Origin of the sequence: Azospirillum sp. TSO5, assembly GCF_003116065.1 — a bacterium.
Taxonomy (GTDB): Bacteria; Pseudomonadota; Alphaproteobacteria; order Azospirillales; family Azospirillaceae; genus Azospirillum.
Genome location: NZ_LGQY01000029.1, coordinates 60,933 through 85,862, shown reverse-complemented (window position 1 = coordinate 85,862; position 24,930 = coordinate 60,933). Strand labels below are relative to the sequence as shown.

Below are 24,930 nucleotides of genomic sequence, written 5' to 3'. Positions count from 1 at the left end.
CACGAACGGTCCATGGCTCCTCCCGCACCCATCACGGCGCTCCAGGGCGTCACCGTCACCTTCGGCGGCCGTCCGCTGTTCGACGGCATCGACCTGTCCATCGGCCGCGGCGACCGCGCCTGTCTGGTCGGGCGCAACGGGTCGGGCAAGTCGACGCTGATGAAGGTGTTGGCCGGGATGATCCACCCCGACGGCGGCACCGTCTTCGTGCAGCCGGGCGCCCGCCTTGCCTATCTGCCGCAGGAGCCGGACTTCACGGGCTGCGCCACCGTCCACGACTATGTCGTGCAGGGCCTGCCCGCCGACGAGCAGGACGAGGCGCACCGCGTCGATGCGGTGCTCGACCGGCTGCAGGTGGACGGCAATCGCGATCCACGCACCCTGTCGGGCGGCGAATCGCGCCGCACCGCGCTGGCCCGCACGCTGGTCGGCAATCCCGACGTCATGCTGCTGGACGAGCCGACCAACCACCTCGACCTCCCCACCATCGAGTGGCTGGAGGAGGAGTTGCTGGCCTTCCGCGGCGGGCTGCTGCTGATCTCGCACGATCGCGCCTTCCTGAACCGGTTGGCCAAGCGGACGCTGTGGCTCGACCGCGGCACGGTGCGCGCCACCGACCGCGGCTTCGCCGAGTTCGAGACCTGGCAGGCCGAGGTGTTCGAGGCGGAGGAGGCCGCGGCCCACAAGCTGGACCGCAAGATCGAAAGCGAAATGAAGTGGCTGCGCGAGGGCATCTCCGCCCGGCGCACCCGCAACATGGGGCGCGTCCGCAACCTGCTGGACCTGCGCGCCGGTCGCGCGGAGCAGATCAAGGGCGGCCAGCAGGCCAAGCTCGCCATCGCGGAAGCCGAGCGCGGCGGCCGGCTGGTGATCGAGGCGACCGGCATCTCCAAGGGCTTCGACACGCCCGAGGGCCGCAAGACCATCGTGAAGAACTTCTCCACCCGCATCCTGCGCGGCGACCGGGTGGGGTTGATCGGGCCGAACGGCGCCGGCAAATCCACCCTGCTGAAGATGCTGACCGGCCAGTTGAACCCCGACGAGGGCACGGTGAAGCTGGGCACCAGCCTCGACACCGCCTATTTCGACCAGCGGCGCGAGGGGCTGGACCCGGAAGACACCATCCGCAAGGTGCTGTGCCCCTTCGGCGGCGACGCGGTGATGGTCAACGGCGTGTCGCGCCATGTCGCTGGCTATATCAAGGACTTCCTGTTCGACACCCGGCAGCTGGACAGCCCGGTCAAGGCACTGTCGGGCGGCGAGCGCAACCGGCTGCTGCTGGCCCGGCTGTTCGCCAAGCCCAGCAACATGATGATCCTCGACGAGCCGACCAACGACCTCGACATGGACACGCTGGACCTGCTGGAGGACGTGCTGGGCGACTATCAGGGCACGCTGCTGCTGGTCAGCCACGACCGTGACTTCCTCGACCGGCTGGTGACCGCCACCATCGCGCTGGAGGGCGACGGCACCGCCACCGAATATGCCGGCGGCTATTCCGACTATCTGGTGCAGCGCCCGGCCAAGGCGGCGCCCGCCGCTGCCGCCAAGCCAAAGCCGGCGGCCGTGGCCCCGGCCGCAGCAGCCAAGCCGCGCGGCAAACTGAGCTACAAGGATCAGCGCGAACTGGACGAGCTGCCGGCCCGCATGGACGGGCTCGGCACCGAGATCGCCAAGCTGGAGAAGGCGCTGACCGACCCCGACCTGTTCAGCCGCGACCCCGCCAAGTTCCAGAAGACCAGCGAACAGTTGCACGCCAAGCAGGCGGCGCTCGCCGCGGCGGAGGAGCGCTGGCTGGAGTTGGAGGCGATGCGCGAGGAACTGGAAGGTGGGCGGGCATGACATTCGCCCACACGCTCCAGGCGCTGGTGGTGATGGCGCTTTGGGGTCTGAACTTCGTCGTGGCGAAATGGGCGCTGGCCGAATTCCCGCCGCTGTTCGTGATGTTCCTGCGCTTCGCCCTGGTGGCGGTGCTGATCATCCCCTTCTTCCGCGTGCCGCGCGACAAGCTGTGGAAGATCGCGCTTCTGTCGGTGACGTTGGGCAGCATCCATTTCCCGATGATGTTCAGCGGGCTCAACGGGATCGACGCCGCCACCGCTTCGCTGGCGGCACAGGTGCAGGTGCCCTTCTCCTCCTTGCTGGCGGCGCTGGTGTTCAAGGACAAGCTGGGCTGGCGCCGCGGCATCGGCATGGCCGCCGCCTTCGCCGGCGTGGCGGTGATCGCGGGCGAGCCACGGCTGGGCGAGTCGCTCTATTCGCTGCTGCTGATCCTGGCGGCGAGCTTCGCCTTCGCGGTGGCGAGCGTGCAGATGAAGCTGATCGGGGCGGTGAACGGCTTCGCCGTCAACGGCTGGATGGCGCTGTTCGCCATGCCGCAATTGCTGGTCCTGTCGCTGCTGCTGGAGCATGGGCAGATGGCGGCACTGGCGAACTCGACCTGGGTCGGCTGGGCATCCATCGCCTATATGGCCGTCGCCGTCACCATCATCGCCTATGGGCTGTGGTATCCCTTGCTGGGACGCTATTCCGTCAACCAGACCATGCCCTATCTGCTGACCGTGCCGGTCTTCGGCGTCGCCAGCGGCGTGCTGCTGATGGGCGACCCGGTGACGATCAACCTCGCCATCGGCGGGCTGCTGACCATCGGCGGAGTCGCGGTGATCGTCCGGCGCGGGCCGAAGGCGGTCAACCAGACGGTCACCAATCCAACCTGATCCGGCCCGACCTGATAAGATGCCGACATGAGCGCCTTCCGCCGGATCGACCGCCCCTCCCCCAACCACGGCCCACGGGCCGATGGTTCACGGGTGGAGTTGCTGATCCTGCACTATACCGGCATGCCCACCGCCGCCCATGCGCTGGAGCGGCTGTGCGACCCGGCGGCCCAGGTCAGCGCCCATTACACGGTGGACGAGGACGGCACCATCTACGCCCACGTTCCGGAGGACCGGCGCGCCTGGCATGCCGGCCGGTCGGGCTGGCGCGGCGCCGGGGACGTCAACAGCCGCTCCATCGGCGTCGAGATCGTCAATCCGGGCCACGAGTTCGGCTATCGCCCTTTTCCGCCGGCGCAGATGGCGGCGGTGGCCGAGCTATGCCAGGGCATCGTGAAGCGCCACGGGATCGCCCCCGCCGACGTGCTGGGCCATAGCGACGTGGCTCCCGCCCGCAAGGAGGATCCGGGCGAGCTGTTCGACTGGCCGGGCCTCGCCGCCCAGGGAATCGGGATTTGGCCCACGCCGTCCCAGGCCGACTATGGCCCCTTCACCGATGCGGAGGTCGCCGCCCTGCTGGGACGCTATGGGTACGACCCGGCCGAACCGCGGGCTCTGCTGGCCTTCCAGCGCCATTTCCATCCCGAATGCCTGACCGGCATCCCGAATGCCGAATCGGTGCGGCGCCTGCGCGCGCTGCTGCAGCTGACCGGACGGTAAGGGCTTGAACCGGCGATTTGGGATTTGCCCCCACGGCCGCTTCCCTATATGAACGACCGCGCCAGATGGCCGGATGGCCGCCTTCGGTTTCGACCGGGGGAGGAAAGTCCGGGCTCCACGGAAACACGGTGCCGGCTAACGGCCGGCGGGGGCGACCCTAGGGAAAGTGCCACAGAAAGCAAACCGCCGGCGTTTCGACGCAGGTAAGGGTGAAAGGGTGCGGTAAGAGCGCACCGCGGACCCGGCAACGGGGACGGCACGGTAAACCCCACCGGGAGCAAGACCGAATAGGAGCGGCCCGACCACCGTCCCCGCAACGGGATGGGCGTGGGTCAAGCGCGTTTCCGCGCCGCCGCTCGGGTTGGTCGCGCGAGGCGTCCGGGCAACCGGCGTCCCAGACGAATGGCCATCGCCTGCCCTTCGGGGCGGGATACAGAACCCGGCTTACAGGCCATCTGGCGCTTTTCCCATACCTTTTGCCCATTCCATCCCAGAACGGATCCCCCGTCAGGGCGCTCAATCCCATGACGCCCCATGGTGGCACCCGTTTGCCCCCGCCCCGCCCGATCGGATGGTCCGGCCTGGGACGGCATGGGCGGCTGTCCGCGTCATCCACAGGGCGGACGCCCCTTCTCCCCACGCTCCCCCCGCGGTTCGCCGGGCTTTTCCGCGGCCATCCCCAGGATGTGCACGGTCCCATCCACATTTTCCCCAGACTAATCCACAGCCGGTGGATAACTGTGGGGCGATTTCCCATGCCGTCCCATGCCGGACCCGCCTTTCCCACCCAAGGTCCTATGCCGTCCGAGGGGGTCGATTCGGCCGGATGACAAACCATGGATGGATCACATTTTCTTAAAACTTTGGAACGTTCGACGAACGCATGTGGATAACTTTATCCACATCGCAGGAGTCCAGCGAAATACTGCGAAGATTCTGAAAATTCGTACACCAACTTGCCCGGATGCCACAGCCTGACCCAAAAGTCTTGACACCCCCGTCTGAATACTCGGGGGGCCGTTGACGCCCATGCCGTCCCATGCTATCCCAAGAATGCCCATTTAAGGGGGGCTTCTACCCATTTTGGTTAACACCTGGGGGCGGGAGCTGAATGGGCCAAGCGGGGCTAGCGCGGGGCACCCGACCGCGAATGGGGGATAGCAGGGGGGACCACCGGGCCTATGGCCGTTTTCCTGTCCACATACGTCAACAAAGTTGACAGGAAAGGGCGTGTGTCCATCCCGGCACAGTTCAGGCAGTCGCTTGCCAAGACGTCGGCTCCCAGCACCGTCTACCTCTGGCCTTCGCTGAACCACCAGGCGCTGGAAGGCGCCGACCAGGACTATCTCGACGTCCTCTCCGAGAGCCTCGAATCCCCTGACCTCGATGCCGACGAGCGCGACATGATCGAGACCTTCATCTTCGGAAAGCTGATCCCCGTCTCCTCCGACGCCGAAGGCCGCATCGTCCTGCCCAAGGAGCTGGCGGAGTTCGCCGGCATCACCGAGGAGGCCGCCTTCATCGGCCGCCGCAAGACCTTCCAGATCTGGGAACCCGACGCGCTGAAGGCCCACGAGGCCGCGCTTCGCGAGCAGGTCGTGCGCAAGGACATCTCGCTCAGCCAGATCGTCGCCAAGGCCTCCCGCGGCGCCGCCAGCCGGAGCGGGGAGGGCGCCTGATGACCGACACCCGCATCCATATTCCCGTCCTGCTGGACGAGGTGATCGCCGCGCTGTCCCCGCGCGACGGCGGTCTCTATGTCGACGGCACCTTCGGCGCCGGCGGCTACAGCCGCGCCCTGCTGCGGTCGGCCTCCTGCCGCGTGATCGGCATCGACCGCGACCCCGCGGCGATCGAGCGCGGCCGTGCCCTGGCCCAGGAATTCCCCGGCCGGCTCGAGGTGATCGAGGGCCGCTTCGGCGACATGGACACGCTGCTGGCGGACCATGGCGTCGACAAGGTCGACGGCGTGGCGCTCGACGTCGGCGTCTCCTCCCCCCAGATCGACGAGCCGGAGCGCGGATTCTCCTTCCGCTTCGACGGCCCGCTCGACATGCGGATGGGACGGAATGGGCCGACCGCCGCCGACGTGGTCAACAGCGCCGACGAGGCCGAACTGGCCGACATCATCTATCACCTGGGTGAGGAACGGATGGCGCGCCGCGTCGCCCGCGCCATCGTCGCCGCCCGCCGCGAGGCGCCGATCGAGCGCACGGCGCGGCTGGCCGACATCATCCGCTCGGTGGTGCCGAAGGGGAAGGGCGACGGAATCGACCCGGCGACCAGGACCTTCCAGGCGCTACGCATCCATGTGAACGACGAATTGGGCGAGTTGCGGCGCGGCCTGTCCGCCGCCGAGTCGCTGCTGGCGCCCGGCGGGCGTCTGGCCGTCGTCTCCTTCCATTCGCTGGAGGACCGCGAGGTCAAGTCGTTCCTGCGGGAACGCTCCTCGCCGCCGCCCTCCCCGTCCCGCCATACGCCCGTGACCGCGGTCGCGGCGCATCATCCATCCTTCCGCCTGCTCTCCCGGAAACCCGTGGACCCGAGCGAGGCCGAAGCCCGCAACAACCCCCGCGCCCGGTCCGCCCGGCTGCGCGCGGCTGAACGTACCGAGGCGGCCGCGTTCCCGGCGCCCGGCAAGGAGGCAGCATGAAAGGCAAGACCTGGCTGTTCTGGGGCGGCCTGATCGCGGCCGCCGGTGGCGTGCTGTTCCAGACCAGCTACGACGTCCAGGATCTTGAGGAGAAGCTCGCCGGGCTGAACCGCAAGATCATTCAGGAACAGGAGTCCATCCAGGTCCTGAAGGCCGAGTGGAGCTATCTGAACGACCCCACCAAGCTGGAACAGATGGCGCAGGCCTATCTGGCGCTGCAGCCGAGCGAGCCGCGCCAGTACATGGCGATGGACATGATCCCCATGCGTCCGGGCGATGCCGTCCAACCGCCTGCCCAGACCAACCCTGCCCCGCTGCCGCCGATGGTGCGCGCGCCCGGCACCGGCGCCCCGCAGGTCGCCGCCGCCCGCATCCCCGCCGCTCCCAACAACAATGCCGCCGGCGGAATTGTTCCGGTCAGCCTGCCGGCCGGTGCGGCGCTGGCGAAGCCGCTGCCGATGGACAAGGCGCTGGAACGCGCGCCGGTCGTCGTGCCCGCCTCCCTGCCCTCCTCCGGCGGTCTGGCCGACCCGTTGCGCGGCGCCCGGATCAAGCCCGCCGCCCTGGTGCCCGGCTCCGCCCGCGCGCCGGCGGAGAAGGCGCCCGACCGCGCCGCCGGCAAGCTTGCGCCCAACGCGCCGACCGCGCGCCCGACCGAACTCGCGGCCCGCCCGACTCCGCCGGCACCGGCCCCTAAGGCTGCGGCGGTTGCGGCCCAGCAGCCCTACCAGCCCAAGCCGACCGACAGCCTCGGGCTGCTCGTTGCGCGCCTGGGGGCCAATCGATGAACGGTCACGACCACGGCGGCCCGGCCGGCTACGGCCAGCCCGGCGCCAGCACCGGCAGCACCTATGTGCCGCCGCCGGCGCCCTCGCCCTTTCCGCCGTCGCCCCAGCAGCAGTCCGCCAAGCCGCGGACCTCGCTGGCGGTTGCGCTGGAACAGAGCCGTTACCGCCTGATGGTGACGGCTGCCGTGGTCACGACCGTCTTCACCGCGATCAGCGTCAAGCTGGCGATGGCCACCCTGTTCGCGGGCGGCGGCGAGCCGCGCCAGCATGTGGCGCTGGAACTGGACAACACCACCACCAACCGTGCCGACATCCTCGACCGCAACGGCACACTGCTGGCAACCTCGCTGGTCACCCAGTCGCTCTACGCCGACCCCAAGCTGGTGTCGCGCCCGGAAGAGGCCGCGCAGAAGCTGGTCAGCGCCCTGCCGGAGTTGGACTACAAGGATGTCCTCGGCAAGCTGGTCGGTGACCGCCGGTTCGTCTGGCTGAAGCGCAACCTGACCCCGAAGCAGCAGGCCGCCGTCCATCGGCTCGGCATTCCCGGCATCGCCTTCGAGCGGGAGGAGCGCCGCTTCTACCCCGCCGGCCCACTGACCTCGCATGTCGTCGGCTTCACCGGCATCGACAACAACGGCCTCGCCGGCATGGAGCAGGGCTTCAACAAGCGGCTGACCGAGGATCCAGGAACGCCGCTGCAGCTCTCTATCGATCTGCGGCTGCAGCATGTCCTGAAGAAGGAATTGGCCGCCACGGTGCAGGAGTTCAGCGCCATCGGCGCCGCCGGCATCGTCTTCGACGTGCGCAACGGCGAAGTGCTGGCGATGGTTTCGCTGCCCGATTTCGACCCGCAGGACCCGACCGGCCTGAACCCCGACACGCTGTTCAACCGGGCGACCCTCGGCGTCTACGAAATGGGTTCGACCTTCAAGATTTTCAACTCCGCGTTGGCCTTCGACAGCGGCAAGATCCGGGTGTCGGACATGTTCGACGCGGCCCATCCGATCAAGATCGGCCGCTTCACCATCAACGACTACCACAACCTGCACCGCGCCCTGACGGTGGCGGAAGTGTTCCAGCACTCCTCCAACCTCGGCTCCGTGCGCATGGTGCAGCAAGTGGGCGTGGCGGCGCAGAAGGCCTTCATGACCAAGATGGGCTTCACCAAGCCCACCGGTCTGGAGCTGCCGGAAAACGGCTGGCCGCTGGTGCCGAATCCTTGGCGCGAGGTCAACAGCTACACCATCTCCTTCGGCCACGGCATCTCGGTCAGCCCGATGCACACGGTGGCCGCCGCGGCGTCCGTCATCAACGGCGGTCTCTTCCACAAGCCGACGCTGCTGAAGCGCAAGGCGGGCGACGAGATTCCGACCGAACAGGTGGTGTCGCGCCAGACCTCCGACATGATGCGGCGCATGTTCCGCTTCGTGGTCACCGAAGGCACCGGCAAGTCGGCGGAAGTCAAAGGCTATGTCGTCGGCGGAAAAACCGGCACCGCCGACAAGCAGAAGGGGCGGCATTACCAGAAGAACTCGCGCATGTCGTCGTTCCTGGGCGCCTTCCCGATGAATGATCCGCGCTACATCGTCTATGTGCTGGTGGATGAACCCAAGGCCACGGCCAAGACCTACGGCTACGCCACCGGCGGCTGGGTCGCCGCCCCGGCGGTGGGCCGCATCGTCAAGCAGATCGGCCCGCTGCTGAACACGCCGATGGTGGACGAGAACGCACCGGAAATCCTGAACTCCACCTACCTGAACGCCGCCGGTTCCACCAACTGGCAGCAGACCATGCCCTCCGTTACCGCCCCACCCCCGTCGAAGGGAAGCACCGTTGCGTCTTTCCCAACTCAGACCAAACCACGCTGACGCCACCGCCGGCGCCGCCGATCCCGACATCGCCGGGCTGACCGCCGACAGCCGCGTGGTCAGGCCCGGCTTTGTCTTTGCCGCCCTGCCCGGCGTGAAGGCCGACGGCCGCGCCTTCATCGCCGACGCGCTCGCCAAGGGCGCCGTCGCCGTGCTGGCGCCCGAGGGCGCCGAGCTGCCCACCGGCTCCACCGCCGTCCTGCTGACCGACCCCCAACCCCGCCTCGCCTTCGCGCGCATGGCCGCCGCCTTCCATGGCGGGCGCCAGCCGGAGACGGTGGTGGCGGTGACCGGCACCAACGGCAAGACCTCCACCGTTCAGTTCGCCGCCCAGATCTGGACCAGGCTCGGCCTGCCCGCCGGCAGCCTGGGCACGCTGGGCCTGCTCGGCCCCGGCCTGCACGGTTATGGCGGGATGACGACTCCGGACCCGGTGTCGCTGCACCGCGACCTCGCCGCCGCCAAGGATGCCGGCATCGACCATCTGGCGATGGAGGCGTCGAGCCACGGGCTGGAGCAGTTCCGGCTGGACGGCGTGGCGATCAAGGCCGCCGGCTTCACCAACCTGACGCTCGACCATCTGGACTATCACGGCACGATGGAGGCGTATCGCGACGCCAAGGCGATGCTGTTCGACCGCGTCCTGCCGCCGGGCGCCGTCGCGGTGCTGAACGCCGACTCTCCGGAATTTCAACATTTTGCCACCATTTGTAACCACCGTGGACACCGCGTCCTGTCCTATGGTCTGGCCGGAACCGAGCTTCGGGTGACCGGGGTGGAGCCGCTGGCCCATGGCCAGCGGCTCGCCCTGTCCGTGCTCGGCCGCGACGTGACGGTGGACCTGCCGCTGGCGGGTCGTTTCCAGGCCTGGAACGTGCTCTGCGCGCTGGGTCTGGTCATCGGATCCTGTGGCGGTTCCGGCTTTGAGGCCGGGCGGGCGCTGGCCACGCTTTCCTCCCTGGAAGGCGTGCCGGGCCGGCTGCAGCATGTCGCGACCCACCCCAACGGGGCGACGGTCTACGTCGATTACGCCCACACGCCCGACGCGCTGGAAACGGTGCTGCGGGCGCTGAAGCCGCATGCCGCGCGCCATTTGGTGACGGCGTTCGGCTGCGGCGGCGACCGCGACCGCAGCAAGCGGCCGGTGATGGGGGCGTTGGCGGCCAGACTGGCCGACCGCGCCATCGTCACCGACGACAACCCGCGCACCGAGGATCCCGCCTTCGTGCGGAGCGAGGTGCTGGCCGGGGCCACCGGGGAACTGGCCGGCCGGCTGGAGGAGATCGGCGACCGGGCCGAGGCGATCCGCACCGCGGTGCGGCAGCTTCAGCCCGGCGACGTGCTGGTCATCGCCGGCAAAGGCCACGAACAGGGACAAACGATCGGCACCGAGGTGCGTCCGTTCGACGATGCGGACGAGGCCCGGAAAGCCGTAGCGGAGGTTGGAGCATGAGTGCGGAGAAGACGGTCCTCTGGACTGCGGCGGACGCGGCGGACGCCACCGGCGGGCGTCTGGCCGGCCCGTCCGCCTGGACCGCCACCGGCGTCACCATCGACAGCCGCAAGGTGGCGCCGGGCGACCTGTTCGTCGCCATCCGCGGACCGAACTTCGACGGCCACGCCTTCGTCGGCGCCGCGCTGGCCGCCGGGGCCGCTGCGGCGCTGGTCGACCATCTGCCCGACGGTTTGCCGGCGGACGCGCCGCTGCTGATCGCCCCGGTCGATACGCTGGAGGCGATGGCGGCGCTGGGTCAGGTCGCGCGGGCGCGCTGCGGCGCGCGCTTCGTCGGCGTCACCGGCTCGGTCGGCAAGACCGGCACCAAGGAGACGCTACGCCACGTCCTGTCAGCGCAAGGGTCGACCTATGCCACCGAAGGCAGCCTGAACAACCATTGGGGCGTGCCGTTGTCGCTCGCCCGCCTGCCCGCCGATTGCGCCTATGGCGTGTTCGAGTTGGGGATGAACCACGCCGGCGAACTCGGGCCCTTGTCCCAACAGGTCAAGCCGCATGTCGCCATCATCACCACGGTCGAGGCGGCGCATCTGGAATTCTTCTCCGGCGTCGAGGCCATCGCCGACGCCAAGGCCGAGATCTTCGAAGGGCTGGACGCGGACGGCGTCGCCGTGCTGAACCGCGACAATGGACAATATGCCCGGCTGGCCGCCGCCGCCCGCCGCCACGGCCTGACCAATATCTGGAGCTTCGGCGCCCATGAGGAGGCCGACGCCCGGCTGGTCGACTGTTCGCTGCACGCCACCTGCAGCGCGGTGACCGCGGTCATCCGCGGCGAGCGGCTGCAATATTGCCTGTCGCTGCCGGGCAAGCATTGGGTGATGAACAGCTTGGCGGTGCTGCTGGCGGTGAAGGCGCTGGGCGCCGATGTGGCCGCCGCCGCCCGGTCGCTGTCCAGCCTGCAGCCGGTCAAGGGCCGCGGCACCCGCAAGCGCATCCAGCTGCCGCAGGGCGCCTTCACCCTGATCGACGAAAGCTACAACGCCAGCCCGGCCGCCATTACCGCGACGCTGGAGGTGCTGGGCAAGATCGACCCCGGCGCCGGCGGCCGGCGCATTGCCGTGCTGGGTGACATGCGCGAGCTGGGCGACCGCGCCGACGCGCTGCACATCGCGCTGGCCGAGCCGCTGCGCGCCGCGCAGGTGGATGCCGTCTATGCCTGCGGGCCGCACATGAAGGCGCTGTTCGACCGACTGCCGGCGGCGATGCGCGGCGCCTGGACCGAGACCAGCGTGGAGCTGGCCCCCATCGTGACCGGGACCGTAAAAGGCGGCGACGTTATCATGGTCAAGGGGTCCTTGGGCAGTCGTACAGGTCTGATCGTCGATGCGCTCGCGGCACTCGACAGCGGGCGCGAAAGCGAGGACAAAGCCGCCTCCCGAACCACCAACCAGCCACAGGCGGCGGCGCAGTCCGCGCAGGCGCCGCGAGGCTGACGGACCCAAATGCTCTACAACCTCCTCTTCGGTCTGGCCGACGTCTTCACGCCGTTCAACCTGTTCCGGTATCTCACCTTCCGGACCGGCGGCGCCGTGCTGACGTCGCTGGTCATGAGTTTCGTGTTCTTTCCGCGCCTGATCGCCTGGCTGAAGCGCAAACAGGGCGAAGGCCAGCCCATCCGCGCCGATGGTCCGGAGACCCACTTCAAGAAGAAGGGCACGCCCACCATGGGCGGCCTGATGATCCTGATCGCGATGACGGTCAGCACCCTGCTGTGGGCCGACCTGACCAACGCCTACATCTGGATCGTCCTGCTGGTGACCATCGGCTATGGCCTGATTGGTTTCGGCGACGATTACCTGAAGCTGACCAAGCGCAACACCAAGGGCCTGTCGGGCCGTTTCCGCCTGGGCTGGGAGATCACCATCGGGCTGGTCGCCTCGGCGCTGATCATGTGGGTGTCGGCCCCGCCGCTGTCGGGCGGCGTCGCGGTGCCCTTCGTCAAGGATTTCCTGATCCAGCTGTCCTGGTTCTTCGTGCCTTTCGGTGCCTTCATCATGGTCGGCGCCTCGAACTCGGTGAACCTGACCGACGGCCTGGACGGGCTGGCCATCGTGCCGACAATGATCGCGGCCGGCTGCTTCGCCCTGATCTCCTACCTTTCCGGCAACGCCATCTTCGCCAACTACCTGCAGATCCATCATGTGCCGGGCTCCGGCGAACTGACGATCTTCTGCGGCGCGTTGATCGGCGCCGGCATCGGCTTCCTCTGGTACAACGCCCCGCCGGCGATGGTCTTCATGGGCGACACCGGGTCGCTGTCGCTGGGCGGTGCGCTGGGTGCGGTCAGCGTGGTGACCAAGCACGAGATCGTTCTCGCCATCATCGGCGGCCTGTTCGTGCTGGAGACGGTGTCGGTGATCGTGCAGGTCGCCTCCTTCAAGCTGACCGGCAAGCGGGTCTTCCGCATGGCCCCGCTGCACCATCACTTCGAGAAGAAAGGCTGGGCCGAACCGACGGTGGTGATCCGCTTCTGGATCATCGCCTCGATTCTGGCGCTGGTCGGCCTGTCCACGCTGAAGCTGCGCTGAGGGGGGACCGGCGATGATCGACCTGTTCTATATGCAGGAGTTGCCCGTCGCGGTGATGGGGCTGGGCAAGTCCGGTCTCGCCACCGCCCGCGCATTGCGCGACAGCGGCGCCGAGGTGCGGGTATGGGACGACAATCCCGCTTCCCGCGCCGCGGCGGAGGCGGAGGGCTTCGCCGTCGTCGATCTCGCCACCGCCGACCTGTCGGACCTGACCACCATCGTCTGGTCGCCCGGCATCCCCCACACCTTCCCCAAGCCGCACCCGGTGGCGGAGCGCGCCCGCGCGCTGGGGATCGAGCTGATCTGCGACATCGAGCTGCTGGGCCGGGCGGAGCGTGACTGCGCCTTCATCGGCATCACCGGCACCAACGGCAAATCGACCACCACCACGCTGGTCGGCCACATCCTGGCCGCCGCCGGGCGCAAGGCCGCCGTGGGCGGCAACCTCGGCACGCCGGTGCTGACCTTCGACCCCATCGGGTCGGGCAACACCTGCGTGCTGGAGATGTCGAGCTACCAGCTGGAGCTGACCCACTCCATCACCTTCGACATTGCGGTCCTGCTGAATATCACGCCCGACCATCTCGCCCGCCATGGCGGGATGGAGGGCTATGTCGCCGCCAAGAAGCTGATCTTCCACCGCCAGACCTGGCCGCGCACCGCAGTGATCGGGGTGGACGACGAGCATTGCCGGACGATCCACGCCGGCCTCGTCGCCGCTGGCGACCAGCGCGTGTGGCCGATCTCGGCCCGGGGGCCGGTGGCGGGCGGCGTCTATGCCGCCGACGGCTGGCTGGTCGACGATACCGATGGCGAGGCGGTGCGCGTGGCGGAACTGTCGGCGCTGCCGACCCTGCTGGGCGCCCACAACTGGCAGAATGCCGCCGCCGCCTTCGCCACCTGCAAGGCCGCCGGCCTGCCGGTGCCGGCCATCGTCGCGGCGATGGCGACCTTCCCCGGCCTCGCCCACCGGCAGCAGCTGGTCGGCACGCTGGAGGGTGTGCGCTTCGTCAACGACAGCAAGGCGACCAACGCCGACGCCACGGAAAAGGCGCTGGCGACCTTCGATCCGATCTATTGGATCCTCGGCGGACAGGCCAAGGACACCGGGCTGAACGGGCTGGAGGGCTATATGGGCCGCGTGCGCCACGCCTTCCTGATCGGCGAGGCGCAGGAACAATTCGCCGCATGGCTCGATGCGCAGGGCGTTGCCTATACACGCTGCGGAACGCTGGATGTAGCGACCGCGAAGGCGGCCGGAATGGCGCTGGCGGAGCGGCTGGCGGGCGCCTGCGTGCTGCTGTCGCCGGCCTGCGCGTCGTGGGACCAGTTCGCCAATTTCGAGAAGCGCGGCGACGCCTTCGCGACCTATGTCGCGAACATCGTTTCCGCGCATGAGAACACCGGGACCGGTACCAGCGGAGGCGTTGCATGATCACCTTCGACCGCACCGACCAATCGATCTTCGGCCGCTGGTGGTGGACCGTCGACCGCTGGCAGCTGGGCGCCGTCGCCCTGCTGATGTTCCTCGGCACGGTCTTGATCACCGCGGCCAGCCCGCCGGTGGCCGAGCGCATCGGCATCCAGGACACCTTCTATTTCGTCGAACGCCACGTGATGATGCTGATCCCGGCGATCATCATCATGGTCGGCGTCTCGCTGCTCAGCCCGCGCGGTGTGCGGCGGGTGGCGCTGGGGGTGTTCCTGATCTCGGTGGTGCTGGTCTACGCCACCCTGGTGGTCGGCGTGGAGATCAAGGGCGCCCGCCGCTGGATCCATGTCCCCGGCCTGTCGATCCAGCCGTCGGAGTTCGTGAAGCCGGCCTTCGCGGTGGTCGCGGCCTGGCTGTTCTCGCTGTCGCGCACCAATCCGGGCTTCCCCGGCGCGCTGGTGTCGATGGTGCTGTACGGCGTCACCATGGTCGGCCTGATCCTGCAGCCCGATTTGGGCATGACCTTCGTCGTCTCCGCCGTCTGGTTCACCCAGTTCTTCCTGGCGGGGCTGAACCTCGTGCTGGTGATGGGGCTGGGCGGCTTGGGTATCGTCGGGCTCGTCGGCGCCTATTACACGCTGCCGCACGTCACCAGCCGCATCGACCGCTTCCTCGACCCGCATGCCGGCGACAATTACCAAGTCAACCGCTCGCTGGAGGCCTTCGCCAACGGCGGTCTGATGGGGACCGGCCCCGGCCAGGGCACGGTCAAGTTCTACCTGCCCGACAGCCACGCCGACTTCATCTTCGCCGTCGCAGGCGAAGAGCTGGGGTTGATTTTCTGCTTAGGCTTGGTGGTGCTGTTCGCCTTTGTCGTGCTGCGTGGATTCGCCCGCATCTTCAACGACAACAACTACTTCGTCCTGCTGGCCGCCGCCGGTCTTCTGATCCAGTTCGGGCTTCAGGCGGCGATCAACATGGGTTCGTCCTTGCATCTTATGCCGACCAAGGGCATGACCCTGCCGTTCATCTCTTACGGCGGCTCCTCGCTGCTCGCTCTCGGGTTCGGCATGGGCATGGTTCTGGCTTTGACACGCAAACGCTTCGGCCCCCTGGAATGAGGAGGCCGACGGACTTGAGCGCGACGACCCTCGACGCGAACGCCAACAAAGTGATCGTGCTGGCCGCCGGCGGCACCGGCGGACACATGTTCCCGGCCGAAGCGCTGGCGCGCGAGCTGCTGTCCCGCGGCCGCGCCGTGACGCTGGTCACCGACAAGCGCGGCCATGCCTTCGGCGAGAATCTGCCGGAGGTGCCGGTTCACCGCATCCGCGCCGCCTCGCCCGGCGCCGGCATCGTCGGCAAGCTGAAGGCCGCCCTGCAGATGGGTCTCGGCCTGCTGGAAGCGCGGGCGCTGATGCGCCGGCTCGACCCCGCCGCGGTTGTCGGCTTCGGCGGCTACCCGTCCGTGCCCACCGTCTATGCCGCCATCCAGTCGAAGCTGCCGGCCCTGCTGCACGAACAGAACGCCGTGCTGGGCCGCGCCAACCGGATGCTGATCGCCGGGGCCAGCCGCATCGCCGTCGCCTTTTCCGACATCGAGAAGCTGGGCGAGGCGCAGCGCGCCAAGATCGTCCGCACCGGCAACCCCGTCCGTCCGGCGGTCGCCGCCCGCCGCCTCTCCCCCTACGAGGCGCCCGGCGCCGCCGGCCCGATCCGCCTGCTGGTGATGGGCGGCAGCCAGGGTGCCCGCGTCTTTTCCGAGGTGATCCCCGCGGCGCTCGCCCTGCTGCCGGAGGAGATGCGCGCCCGCATCCATCTGGCGCAGCAGTGCCGCCCGGAAGACCTGGAAGCCACCCGCGACGCGCTGGAACCGCTGGGCCTCGCCCGGCTGGAGCTGCAGACCTTCTTCCGCGACGTGCCGGAACGGCTGGCCGCCTGCCACCTCGCCGTCACCCGCGCCGGCGCCTCCACGATTGCCGAGCTGACCTGCGTCGGCCGTCCGGCGATCCTGGTGCCCTACCCGCACGCCACCGACGACCACCAGACCGCCAACGCCCGCCATCTGGCCGAGGCCGGCGCCGCCTGGCTGGTGCCGCAGCCCTCCTTCACCGCCCAGGCCCTGGCCGAGCGGCTGTCCTCCCTGCTGGCCGACCCGCAGGCGCTCGCAGCATCGGCGCGGGCCGCCCACGGCTGGGGCACCGCCGACGCCGCCACCGCGCTGGCTGACGCCGTGCTGGCGATGCTGGACGGCGGCCCGGCCGGCCGCACCAATTCCTTCAACACCGATCCAAGCCTGACCGACCACGACCAATCCCACAACGCCCGGCGGTCCGCCGCCGGCGCCAGCGCCAAGGGGGCCGCGGAATGATCAAAGCCAGGACTCTGACCCGACCGACGCCCCGTCCGCTGCAGGACTGGCCGGCGGACATGACTCGGACCGAGGGCGGCTGGTACAACCGTCCGGGCTGCCCGCTGGTGCCGCGCTTCCTCGCCGAAGGCGGCTTCCTGCGTGACCGCCTGTCGATGATCCACGGATCGCAGCCCCTCCCCGACGACCTGTCCGATGAGGCGGTCGACGCCACCCTTCGCCTGATGCTTCGCCGCGGAAAGTAAGCCTGACATGCGCGCCCTCCCCCTCTCGATCGGCACCATCCACTTCGTCGGCATCGGCGGCATCGGCATGAGCGGCATCGCCGAGGTGCTGCGGAACCTGGGCTATACCGTCCAGGGCTCCGACCTCGCCGAGAACGCCAACGTCAAGCGCCTGCGCGAGCTGGGCATCAAGGTGTTCGTCGGCCATCGCGGCGAGAACATCGCCGGCGCCGCCGTGGTCGTCGTCTCCTCCGCCGTTAAGCGCGACAATCCGGAGGTGGTGGCCGCCCGCGCCGCCCTGGTGCCGGTGGTCCGCCGCGCCGAGATGCTGGGCGAGCTGATGCGCCTGAAATGGGCCATCGCCATCGGCGGCACCCATGGCAAGACCACGACCACCTCGATGGTCGGCCATATGCTGGAGCACGCCAACCTCGACCCCACGGTCATCAACGGCGGCATCATCAACGCCTACGGCTCCAACACCCGGCTCGGCACCGGCGACTGGATGGTGGTGGAGGCGGACGAGAGCGACGGCACCTTCGTGAAGCTGCCGGCCTGCATCGCCGTCGTCACCAACATGGATCCGGAGCATCTGGACTTCTACGGCACCTTCGACAACGCGCGGGCCGCCTTCGACAGCTTCGTCCAGAACATCCCCTTCTACGGCTTCGCCGCGCTCTGCATCGACCATCCCGAGGTGCAGGCGATGATCCCCCGCGTGTCGGATCGCCGCATCGTCACTTACGGCTTCTCGCCGCAGGCCGACATCCGCGCGGTCAACGTGGAGCTGGGTCCCGACGGCGCCAAGTACGACGTGCTGATCTATGACCGCCACACCGGAGAGAGCCGCGCCATCGCCGGCGTGCGCCTGCCGATGTACGGGCCGCACAATGTCCAGAACTCGCTGGCCTGCTTCGCGGTCGGCAACGAGATGGGCCTGCCCGACGTGGTGATGCGCGACAGCATGGCCAAGTTCCAGGGCGTGAAGCGCCGCTTCACCAAGACCGGCGAGGCCAACGGCATCACCGTCATCGACGATTACGGCCACCACCCGGTGGAGATCGCCGCAGTGCTGAAGGCCGCGCGCACCGCCGGCACCGGCCGCACCATCGCCGTGGTCCAGCCGCACCGCTATTCCCGCCTCGCCGCCCTGTTCGAGGAGTTCTGCACCTGCTTCAACGACGCCGACGCCGTGATCGTCGCCGACGTCTATGCCGCCGGTGAGACGCCGATCGAAGGCGTCAGCCGCGACAGCCTGGTGGAGGGCCTGCGCATGCACGGCCACCGCCATGTCGTCGCCCTGCAGAACCAGCAGGAACTGGCGCAGGTCGTGCGCGAGATGGCGCGGCCCGGCGACTTCGTCGTCTGCCTGGGCGCCGGCAACATCACCCAGTGGGCGAACGCCCTGCCGGGCGAGCTGTCGTCGCTCTATGGCGCGACCCGATGACGGCAGCGCCCCGCATGAGCCCGGCTGACGGCCACCTGCCCAACGGCCATCTGATGTCACGGATGCCCGCCGTGCGCGGCCGGCTGACCGCCGACGCTTCGCTGGCGCCGGTGACGTGGTTCCGCGTCGGCGGCCCGGCCGAGGTGATGTTCCGCCCGGCCGACGCCGACGACCTCGCCGACTTCCTGGCCGCCCTGCCGGCCGAGGTGCCGGTGACGGTGATCGGCGTCGCCTCCAACCTGCTGGTGCGGGACGGCGGCGTGCCGGGCGTCACCATCCGGCTCGGTCGGGGCTTCACCGACATCGCGGCAAATGAGATGACGCTGACCGCCGGTGCGGCGGCGCTCGACCTGAATGTCGCCATGGTCGCCCGCGACGCCGGGATCGCCGGGCTGGAGTTCCTCTCCGGCATTCCCGGCACCATCGGCGGCGCCCTGCGCATGAACGGCGGCGCCTATGGCCGCGAGCTGGCCGACGTGCTGGTCTCCGCCACCGCTGTGGCGCACGACGGCCGGCGGCTGGAGTTCAGCCATGCCGGCATGGGCTTCACCTACCGCCACAGCGCGGTACCGGAAGACTGCATCTTCACCGGCGCCGTCCTGCGCGGCGAGCCCGGCAACCCGCTGGAGATCGCGCGCCGCATGGCCGAGATCTCCGACAAGCGCGCCGACAGCCAGCCCGTCCGCTCCCGCACCGGCGGTTCGACCTTCAAGAATCCGGAAGGCCATAAAGCCTGGGAGTTGATCGACAGGGCCGGCTGCCGAGGTCTGTCCATCGGCGACGCCCAGGTGTCGGAAAAGCACTGCAACTTCCTGATCAACAACGGCACGGCCACCGCCGCCCAGCTGGAAGCGCTGGGCGAGGAGGTCCGCCGCCGCGTGTTCGAGACCAGCGGCGTGACGCTGGAGTGGGAAATCAAGCGCATCGGCGTTCCCGCCGCCGAAGGAGCCGCCCAATGACCGAAGCCCTGCTCCACGCCCACAAGAAGCATGTCGCCGTCCTGATGGGCGGCTGGTCGGCCGAGCGCGAGGTGTCGCTGGTCAGCGGGGCCGGCGTCGCCAGGGCGCTGGAGGAGGAAGGCTACCGCGTCACCGCCGTCGACGTGCAGCGCGACCTGGGCGGGTTGATGCAGGCCCTGAGCAACCCGCGCCCCGACGTGGTGTTCAACGCCCTGCACGGCCGCGGCGGCGAGGACGGGACGATCCAGGGCGTGCTGGAGTTCCTCGGCCTGCCCTACACCCATTCGGGCGTCCAGGCCGCCGCCATCGCCATGGACAAGGCGATGACCAAGCGGGTGCTGGACACCGTCGGCATCCGCTCCCCCAAAGGCATGGTCCTGTCCCGCGGGGAGATCACCGGCGGCACCCACCCCATGCCGGCGCCCTATATCGTCAAGCCTGTGGACGAAGGCTCGACCGTTGGCGTAACCCTGGTCCGCGAGGGGCAGAACAGCCCGGTCGGTGATGCGTGGACCTTTGGCGAACGTGCACTGATCGAGGAGTTCATCCCCGGTCGCGAGCTGACCGTGGGCGTCATGGGTGACCGCGCTTTGGCGGTGACCGAGATCGTCTTTCAGGCTCAGGTCTACGACTACACCGCGAAATACAGCACCGGCCACGCCGTCCACACCATCCCCGCCGCGGTTCCCGAGGCGGTGGCGGAGGAGGCGAAGCGGCTGGCGGTGCTTGCGCACCACACCCTGGGCTGCCGGGGCGTGTCGCGCAGCGACTTCCGCTGGGATGACAGCCGGCCGGGAACGGACGGTCTGTACTTCCTGGAGATCAACAACCAGCCGGGCATGACGCCCCTGTCGCTGGTGCCCGAACAGGCCGCGCATGTGGGGATCACCTACGGCGCGCTGGTCGGCTGGCTCGTGGAGAACGCCGCATGTCAGCTCGCCTGATGGCCGACCCGGATTTTCGCGCCGCCGCCGCCGGTGCGCGCGCCCGGGACGAGATGCCGACCCCGCCGCGCGCCATGGCTGCGTCGGCGCAGAAAGGCAAGCGGCGCCGCGCCTGGCCGCGCTGGACCCGCTCCGCCGTCAAGGCGGCGCTGCTGCTGGTGCCGGTGCTGGGGCTGACCGCCGCCGCCGGCTCCGCCTGGAAGCGCGGCACTCTGGCCGACACGCTGGAGGCGGCGCAGGACAGCGTCATCCGGCTGACCGGCGACCTGGGCTTCCGCCTGTCGGAGATCCTGGTGGTCGGCCGCAGCGAGACGGAACGCGACGCCGTGCTCGACGCGCTGGGCATGCGCCGGGGCGAGCCGATCCTGTCGATCGATCTGGCCGACGCCAAGCAGCGGCTGGAGGAGCTGCCCTGGGTGTCGTCGGCCTCCATCGAGCGGCGTCTGCCCGGTTTCCTCTATATCCAGCTTTCCGAACGCCAGCCGATGGCGATCTGGCAGCATGACCGCCAGTTCACCGTCATCGACCGCGCCGGCCGCCCGCTGGCCGACGCGGCGGAACTGGCGCGCCGCGGCAACCAGCGGATCGAGACGCTGCCGCAGGTGATCGGCGCCAACGCCCCGCAGCAGGTCCACACCCTGCTGTCGGCGCTGGACGGTGCGCCGACCATCGCGCCGATGCTGTCCTCGGCCAGCTGGATCAGCGACCGCCGCTGGAACCTGCAGCTCAGCAACGGCGTGACGGTGAAGCTGCCGGAAGGCACCGCCGACTTGCGCCGCGCCCTGCGCCAGCTGGAGCAGATGCAGACGGCCAGCCGGGTGCTGGACCGCGACATCGTCGCCATCGACATGCGCCTGCAGGACCGCGCTGCGATCCAGACCTCGTCCACCGCCCAGCTTCCGGGCTGGGACGATGATACGAAGAAGAAGAACGGCAAGAAGTCATAAGGCCGGTCGGCGGCAAGCTCTTGTGGGGAAGTGCTTATCGCCGGCAGACAAGGGTAGAGGGTAAGTCTTGGGGGGCATGTTCGGGATGGGATTCAACGGTGCCAAGAAGCCGAAGCGGCCGGCCCGTGGCGGGATCGTCACGGCGCTGGACGTCGGCTCGACGAAGGTGTGCTGCGTCATCGCGCGGATGGAGGAACCCGGCTCCCTCCGCGTGATCGGCGTCGGCCACCAGATCGCCACGGGCATCCGCGCCGGGACCATCATCGACATGGAGGCGGCGGAGACCTCGATCGGCGCCGCCGTGCATGCCGCCGAACAGATGGCCGGCGAGACGGTGCACGACGTCGTCGTCAACCTGTCGATGGGCAACCCCCGCTCCCACGCCTTCACCGCCACCGTCCCCGTTTCGGGCCAGGAGGTGACGGAAGGCGACATCCGCCGTGCCATGGCCCACGCCCGCACCCTGCAGGCCGGCCCCGATCAGGCGCTGATCCACACCATCCCGCTGAGCTTCACCCTGGACGGCATCCGCGGCATCCGCGATCCCAAGGGGATGAGCGGCCATACGCTGGGCACCCAGCTGCATGTGGTCACGGCGGCCAAGGGCGCCATTCTCACGCTGGGCGCCTGCGTCGCCCGCTGCCACCTGAACATCGAATCCGTCGTGGTCAGCCCCTTCGCCTCGGGCCTCGCCTGTCTGGTGGAGGACGAGATGGAGATGGGAGCCGCCTGCGTCGACATCGGCGGCGGCGGCACCACAATCTCGATCTTCGCCGAGGGCAATCTGGTGTGGACCGGCTTCGTGCCGCTCGGCGGACGCCACGTCACCAACGACATCGCCCACGGCCTGACCACGCCGCTGTCCCATGCCGAACGGCTGAAGGTGCTCTACGGCAGCGCCCGGGTGAACCCGGCCGACGAGCGCGAGATGATCGAGGTGCCGCAGATCGGTGAGGACGAGCGCAGCGGCAGCGGCACCGCCAGCCACCCGCGCTCCTTCCTGGTCAGCATCATCCAGGCCCGGATGGAAGAGATCTTCGAAGAGGTGCGCAGCGCCATCGAGCAGTCGGGCCATTCCAAGCTGGTCGGTCGGCGCGTCGTGCTGACCGGCGGCGCCAGCCAGCTGCCCAACACGCGCGACATGGCCGCCCCCATCCTGGACAAGCAGGTCCGCATCGCCCGTCCCACCCGGATCGCCGGCCTCAACGAGGCGCATGGCGGACCGGCCTTCTCGACGGTGGCGGGCCTTCTCCTACATGCCGTCCGCAATCCGACGGAGCTGATGGTGACCGGCCAAGAGGCGGTCGCGTCAACCGGGCTCCTCGGCCGCGTTGGCCTGTGGCTGCGGGAGAATCTGTAGATGACTCTCCCCGCCGCCGCCATTCACCGATTCCCGATCGGACAGACACCGGACACAACCGGGCGCCGGTCGCGGCATATCAAACATCAAACCCAACGAAAACAGGTTGTGGAGGCCTGAATAGAATGATCAACGTGACCATCCCCCAGATTGAGCCCGAGTTGAAGCCGCGCATCACCGTGTTCGGCGTCGGCGGCGCCGGCGGCAATGCCGTCAACAACATGATCAAGTCGAACCTGGAAGGCGTTGACTTCGTCGTCGGCAACACCGACGCGCAGGCGCTGAAGGGTTCCTTGTGCGAGAAGCGCATCCAGCTCGGCACCGGCACCACCCGCGGCCTGGGCGCCGGCTCCAAGCCGGATGTCGGCCGCGCGTCGGCCGAGGAGCAGATCGACGAGATCGTCCAGTATCTCGAAGGCTCCAACATGGTGTTCATCACCGCCGGCATGGGCGGCGGCACCGGCACCGGTGCGGCACCGGTCATCGCGCGCGCGGCCCGCGAGCGCGGCATCCTGACCGTCGGCGTCGTCACCAAGCCCTTCCATTTCGAGGGTGGTCACCGCATGCGGCTGGCGGAAGGCGGCATCGCCGAACTGCAGCAGTATGTCGACACCCTCATCATCATCCCGAACCAGAACCTGTTCCGCATCGCCAACGAGAAGACGACCTTCGCGGACGCCTTCAAGATGGCCGACGACGTTCTGCATTCGGGCGTGCGCGGCGTCACCGACCTGATGGTGATGCCCGGCCTGATCAACCTGGATTTCGCCGACATCCGGTCCGTGATGACCGAGATGGGCAAGGCGATGATGGGCACCGGCGAGGCCGGCGGCGAGCGCCGCGCCATCGAGGCCGCCGAGGCCGCCATCTCCAACCCGCTGCTGGACGACGTGTCGATGAAGGGTGCCCGCGGCGTCCTCATCAACATCACCGGCGGCTACGACATGACCCTGTTCGAGGTCGACGAGGCGGCCAACCGCGTCCGTGACGAGGTCGATCCCGACGCCAACATCATCTTCGGCTCGACCTTCGACAGCTCGCTGGACGGCGTGATGCGCGTGTCGGTCGTCGCCACCGGCATCGACGCCGCGGCGATGAGCAACCCGCGCACCCTGCATCCGGTCAACCTGTCGCTGGTCCCCGGCGACCGCGCCAAGAAGCCGGCCGCTCCCGGCAACCTGACCGGCGCCCCGGCTGCCCCGGCCGGCGCGCCCGGTTCGCCCATTCCCAGCGCCGCCATCGGTCTGCGCACCCCGCAGCCGGTCACCGCCGGTGCCGCCGCCATCCAGCACGACCCGGCCCAGCAGCAGCCGGCCCACCCGCAGGCCGCCCAGCAGCATGCGGAGGCGCCGAAGCCGTCGGCCGGTCCGCTGCATGGCGAGAACCAGGGCGGCCACTTCTTCGCCCCAAAGCCGGCCGATGCCCCGCGCCAGCCGATGACCGTCGGCGCCGCGCCGCTGTCGACCCCGCAGCAGCCGGCTCCCCAGCAGCACGCCCCCCAGGCGCCGCAGATGCAGGGTCACCAGCAGCCGCAGCAGCATCAGCCGCAGCAGCCCGCGCCGATGGCCGCGCCGCAGCACCACCATGCCCCGCAGGGTCATCAGCAGCACCCGGGTGGCCTGTCCGTCGGTCCGGCCCCGGCCCCCGCGCCGGAACCGGCGCCGGCCCGCAAGGGCAACTTCCTGTTCGGTCTGGTGACCGGCCTCGGCCGCAAGTCCGAACCGGCGCACCCGCCGGCGCCCCAGCCCGTGCATCAGCCGGCCCCCCAGGCCTACCAGCCGCAGCAGGCTCCGCAGGCCTATCAGCCCGCGCCCCAGAGCTATCCGCAGCAGCAGCCGGCCTATCCGCAGCAGCCGCAGGCTCCCCACCAGGGCTACCCGGCAGGCCAGTATCCCGCGGCCCCGCAGCAGCAGCCGGTCTACCCGCCGCAGCAGAGCGCTCCGCAGCAGGCTCCGGGCTATCCGGCCGCTCCGCAGCCGCAGGCTCCGGCCCCGCGTGTGGATGCCAAGCCGGGTGAGCAGGAGGAGCTGGACATCCCGGCCTTCCTGCGCCGTCAGGCCAACTGAGCGGACGGACCCGCCCGGACGTGAACCGATCTTGGCCGCCGGACCCTTTCCGGCGGCCGGCCGATCCCGGCGAAAGCCGGAGATAACCGCCGTCGCCGCAGTTTCCTAATCGCGGCGCCGGCGGCTCCACAACCTGACCGAACCTTTCGGACCCCGGCGGCGCCCTCGTGCGTCTCCGGGGATTTTTTGTTGCCTCTTTCACGTAGGGCCAAGCTGATTGCTTGTATTGCGCACCACTTTTGCCCTGCAACAAACGGTAACAATGAGTGATTTGCCGATTTCCAACCTCGGGTGTTACCTATCAGCATGGTCGAAAGCGAACGCCGCCGACGTGATGATCTTCAAAGATCTTGCGGCGCGGCATTGCTGGGAACCTCTCCTTCACGACCA

At 69.1% G+C, this 24,930-nt stretch carries 20 protein-coding genes and 1 other RNA gene; all 21 read left to right on the top strand.

Translation table 11 applies throughout. The annotated features are described in order from the left end of the window. Positions 1-12 precede the first annotated feature (12 nt). The 21 genes from TSO5_RS08820 (at position 13) to ftsZ (ending at position 24,540) form a co-directional block, all read left to right on the top strand. Positions 13-1,842, top strand: coding sequence for an ATP-binding cassette domain-containing protein (locus TSO5_RS08820; protein WP_109151234.1), 1,830 nt, complete (start codon positions 13-15; stop codon positions 1,840-1,842). After that, on the top strand, positions 1,839-2,717 hold the full coding sequence (locus TSO5_RS08815) for an EamA family transporter (RefSeq protein WP_109151233.1): 879 nt from the start codon (positions 1,839-1,841) through the stop codon (positions 2,715-2,717). Before TSO5_RS08820 ends, TSO5_RS08815 begins: the two co-directional genes overlap by 4 nt. 27 nt (positions 2,718-2,744) lie before the next feature. Continuing rightward, positions 2,745-3,437, top strand: coding sequence for an N-acetylmuramoyl-L-alanine amidase (locus TSO5_RS08810; RefSeq protein ID WP_109151232.1), 693 nt, complete (start codon positions 2,745-2,747; stop codon positions 3,435-3,437). A gap of 61 nt (positions 3,438-3,498) precedes the next feature. Beyond that, an RNA gene (rnpB, locus tag TSO5_RS08805) (RNase P RNA component class A) lies at positions 3,499-3,900 on the top strand. A 769-nt stretch (positions 3,901-4,669) separates the two neighbouring features. After that, positions 4,670-5,116, top strand: coding sequence for an MraZ family transcriptional regulator (locus TSO5_RS08800; protein ID WP_014248340.1), 447 nt, complete (start codon positions 4,670-4,672; stop codon positions 5,114-5,116). Then, a complete protein-coding gene (gene rsmH / locus TSO5_RS08795) occupies positions 5,116-6,090 on the top strand; it encodes a 16S rRNA (cytosine(1402)-N(4))-methyltransferase RsmH (RefSeq protein WP_109151231.1) in 975 nt (324 codons plus the stop codon). The genes TSO5_RS08800 and rsmH overlap by 1 nt, the downstream gene beginning before the upstream one ends. Next, positions 6,087-6,878 (top strand): hypothetical protein, encoded by a 792-nt coding sequence (locus tag TSO5_RS08790; RefSeq protein ID WP_109151230.1) that lies wholly within the window; start codon positions 6,087-6,089, stop codon positions 6,876-6,878. The genes rsmH and TSO5_RS08790 overlap by 4 nt, the downstream gene beginning before the upstream one ends. Next, the gene (locus TSO5_RS08785; RefSeq protein ID WP_109151229.1) at positions 6,875-8,746 is read left to right on the top strand and encodes a penicillin-binding protein 2; all 1,872 of its coding nucleotides are present in this window, start codon (positions 6,875-6,877) and stop codon (positions 8,744-8,746) included. The genes TSO5_RS08790 and TSO5_RS08785 overlap by 4 nt, the downstream gene beginning before the upstream one ends. Beyond that, positions 8,712-10,199 (top strand): UDP-N-acetylmuramoyl-L-alanyl-D-glutamate--2,6-diaminopimelate ligase, encoded by a 1,488-nt coding sequence (locus tag TSO5_RS08780; protein ID WP_109151228.1) that lies wholly within the window; start codon positions 8,712-8,714, stop codon positions 10,197-10,199. Before TSO5_RS08785 ends, TSO5_RS08780 begins: the two co-directional genes overlap by 35 nt. Beyond that, positions 10,196-11,695, top strand: coding sequence for a UDP-N-acetylmuramoylalanyl-D-glutamyl-2,6-diaminopimelate--D-alanyl-D-alanine ligase (locus TSO5_RS08775; RefSeq protein WP_109151227.1), 1,500 nt, complete (start codon positions 10,196-10,198; stop codon positions 11,693-11,695). Before TSO5_RS08780 ends, TSO5_RS08775 begins: the two co-directional genes overlap by 4 nt. A gap of 9 nt (positions 11,696-11,704) precedes the next feature. Beyond that, positions 11,705-12,790 (top strand): phospho-N-acetylmuramoyl-pentapeptide-transferase, encoded by a 1,086-nt coding sequence (gene mraY / locus TSO5_RS08770; protein WP_109073941.1) that lies wholly within the window; start codon positions 11,705-11,707, stop codon positions 12,788-12,790. Between the two features lie 13 nt (positions 12,791-12,803). Continuing rightward, a complete protein-coding gene (murD, locus tag TSO5_RS08765) occupies positions 12,804-14,225 on the top strand; it encodes a UDP-N-acetylmuramoyl-L-alanine--D-glutamate ligase (RefSeq protein ID WP_109151226.1) in 1,422 nt (473 codons plus the stop codon). Next, on the top strand, positions 14,222-15,343 hold the full coding sequence (locus tag TSO5_RS08760) for a putative peptidoglycan glycosyltransferase FtsW (protein ID WP_109073943.1): 1,122 nt from the start codon (positions 14,222-14,224) through the stop codon (positions 15,341-15,343). Before murD ends, TSO5_RS08760 begins: the two co-directional genes overlap by 4 nt. Continuing rightward, the gene (gene murG / locus TSO5_RS08755) at positions 15,340-16,593 is read left to right on the top strand and encodes an undecaprenyldiphospho-muramoylpentapeptide beta-N-acetylglucosaminyltransferase (protein WP_109151225.1); all 1,254 of its coding nucleotides are present in this window, start codon (positions 15,340-15,342) and stop codon (positions 16,591-16,593) included. Before TSO5_RS08760 ends, murG begins: the two co-directional genes overlap by 4 nt. A 59-nt stretch (positions 16,594-16,652) precedes the next feature. Beyond that, a complete protein-coding gene (locus TSO5_RS08750; protein WP_247870655.1) occupies positions 16,653-16,838 on the top strand; it encodes a hypothetical protein in 186 nt (61 codons plus the stop codon). 7 nt (positions 16,839-16,845) lie between these two features. Next, positions 16,846-18,264: a UDP-N-acetylmuramate--L-alanine ligase gene (gene murC, locus TSO5_RS08745; protein ID WP_109151224.1), complete on the top strand. Its 1,419-nt coding sequence runs from the start codon at positions 16,846-16,848 to the stop codon at positions 18,262-18,264. Then, entirely contained in the window at positions 18,261-19,223 is a 963-nt protein-coding gene (murB, locus tag TSO5_RS08740; RefSeq protein WP_109151223.1) for a UDP-N-acetylmuramate dehydrogenase, read from the top strand. Before murC ends, murB begins: the two co-directional genes overlap by 4 nt. Further along, positions 19,220-20,167: a D-alanine--D-alanine ligase gene (locus TSO5_RS08735; protein ID WP_109151222.1), complete on the top strand. Its 948-nt coding sequence runs from the start codon at positions 19,220-19,222 to the stop codon at positions 20,165-20,167. Before murB ends, TSO5_RS08735 begins: the two co-directional genes overlap by 4 nt. Then, positions 20,152-21,114, top strand: coding sequence for a cell division protein FtsQ/DivIB (locus TSO5_RS08730; RefSeq protein WP_109151221.1), 963 nt, complete (start codon positions 20,152-20,154; stop codon positions 21,112-21,114). The genes TSO5_RS08735 and TSO5_RS08730 overlap by 16 nt, the downstream gene beginning before the upstream one ends. Positions 21,115-21,199: 85 nt before the next feature. After that, on the top strand, positions 21,200-22,474 hold the full coding sequence (ftsA, locus tag TSO5_RS08725; RefSeq protein WP_109151242.1) for a cell division protein FtsA: 1,275 nt from the start codon (positions 21,200-21,202) through the stop codon (positions 22,472-22,474). Between the two features lie 125 nt (positions 22,475-22,599). Next, on the top strand, positions 22,600-24,540 hold the full coding sequence (ftsZ, locus tag TSO5_RS08720; protein ID WP_109151220.1) for a cell division protein FtsZ: 1,941 nt from the start codon (positions 22,600-22,602) through the stop codon (positions 24,538-24,540). Positions 24,541-24,930: the final 390 nt, after the last annotated feature.

Bases quoted from the DNA above. Each gene is read 5' to 3' on its own strand.
- TSO5_RS08820 (WP_109151234.1), top strand. From the start codon at position 13: ATGGCTCCTCCCGCACCCATCACGGCGCTCCAGGGCGTCACCGTCACC.
- TSO5_RS08815 (WP_109151233.1), top strand. From the start codon at position 1,839: ATGACATTCGCCCACACGCTCCAGGCGCTGGTGGTGATGGCGCTTTGG.
- TSO5_RS08810 (WP_109151232.1), top strand. From the start codon at position 2,745: ATGAGCGCCTTCCGCCGGATCGACCGCCCCTCCCCCAACCACGGCCCA.
- rsmH (WP_109151231.1), top strand. From the start codon at position 5,116: ATGACCGACACCCGCATCCATATTCCCGTCCTGCTGGACGAGGTGATC.
- TSO5_RS08790 (WP_109151230.1), top strand. From the start codon at position 6,087: ATGAAAGGCAAGACCTGGCTGTTCTGGGGCGGCCTGATCGCGGCCGCC.
- TSO5_RS08785 (WP_109151229.1), top strand. From the start codon at position 6,875: ATGAACGGTCACGACCACGGCGGCCCGGCCGGCTACGGCCAGCCCGGC.
- TSO5_RS08775 (WP_109151227.1), top strand. From the start codon at position 10,196: ATGAGTGCGGAGAAGACGGTCCTCTGGACTGCGGCGGACGCGGCGGAC.
- mraY (WP_109073941.1), top strand. From the start codon at position 11,705: ATGCTCTACAACCTCCTCTTCGGTCTGGCCGACGTCTTCACGCCGTTC.
- murD (WP_109151226.1), top strand. From the start codon at position 12,804: ATGATCGACCTGTTCTATATGCAGGAGTTGCCCGTCGCGGTGATGGGG.
- TSO5_RS08760 (WP_109073943.1), top strand. From the start codon at position 14,222: ATGATCACCTTCGACCGCACCGACCAATCGATCTTCGGCCGCTGGTGG.
- murG (WP_109151225.1), top strand. From the start codon at position 15,340: ATGAGGAGGCCGACGGACTTGAGCGCGACGACCCTCGACGCGAACGCC.
- TSO5_RS08750 (WP_247870655.1), top strand. From the start codon at position 16,653: ATGACTCGGACCGAGGGCGGCTGGTACAACCGTCCGGGCTGCCCGCTG.
- murC (WP_109151224.1), top strand. From the start codon at position 16,846: ATGCGCGCCCTCCCCCTCTCGATCGGCACCATCCACTTCGTCGGCATC.
- murB (WP_109151223.1), top strand. From the start codon at position 18,261: ATGACGGCAGCGCCCCGCATGAGCCCGGCTGACGGCCACCTGCCCAAC.
- TSO5_RS08735 (WP_109151222.1), top strand. From the start codon at position 19,220: ATGACCGAAGCCCTGCTCCACGCCCACAAGAAGCATGTCGCCGTCCTG.
- TSO5_RS08730 (WP_109151221.1), top strand. From the start codon at position 20,152: ATGTCAGCTCGCCTGATGGCCGACCCGGATTTTCGCGCCGCCGCCGCC.
- ftsA (WP_109151242.1), top strand. From the start codon at position 21,200: ATGGGATTCAACGGTGCCAAGAAGCCGAAGCGGCCGGCCCGTGGCGGG.
- ftsZ (WP_109151220.1), top strand. From the start codon at position 22,600: ATGATCAACGTGACCATCCCCCAGATTGAGCCCGAGTTGAAGCCGCGC.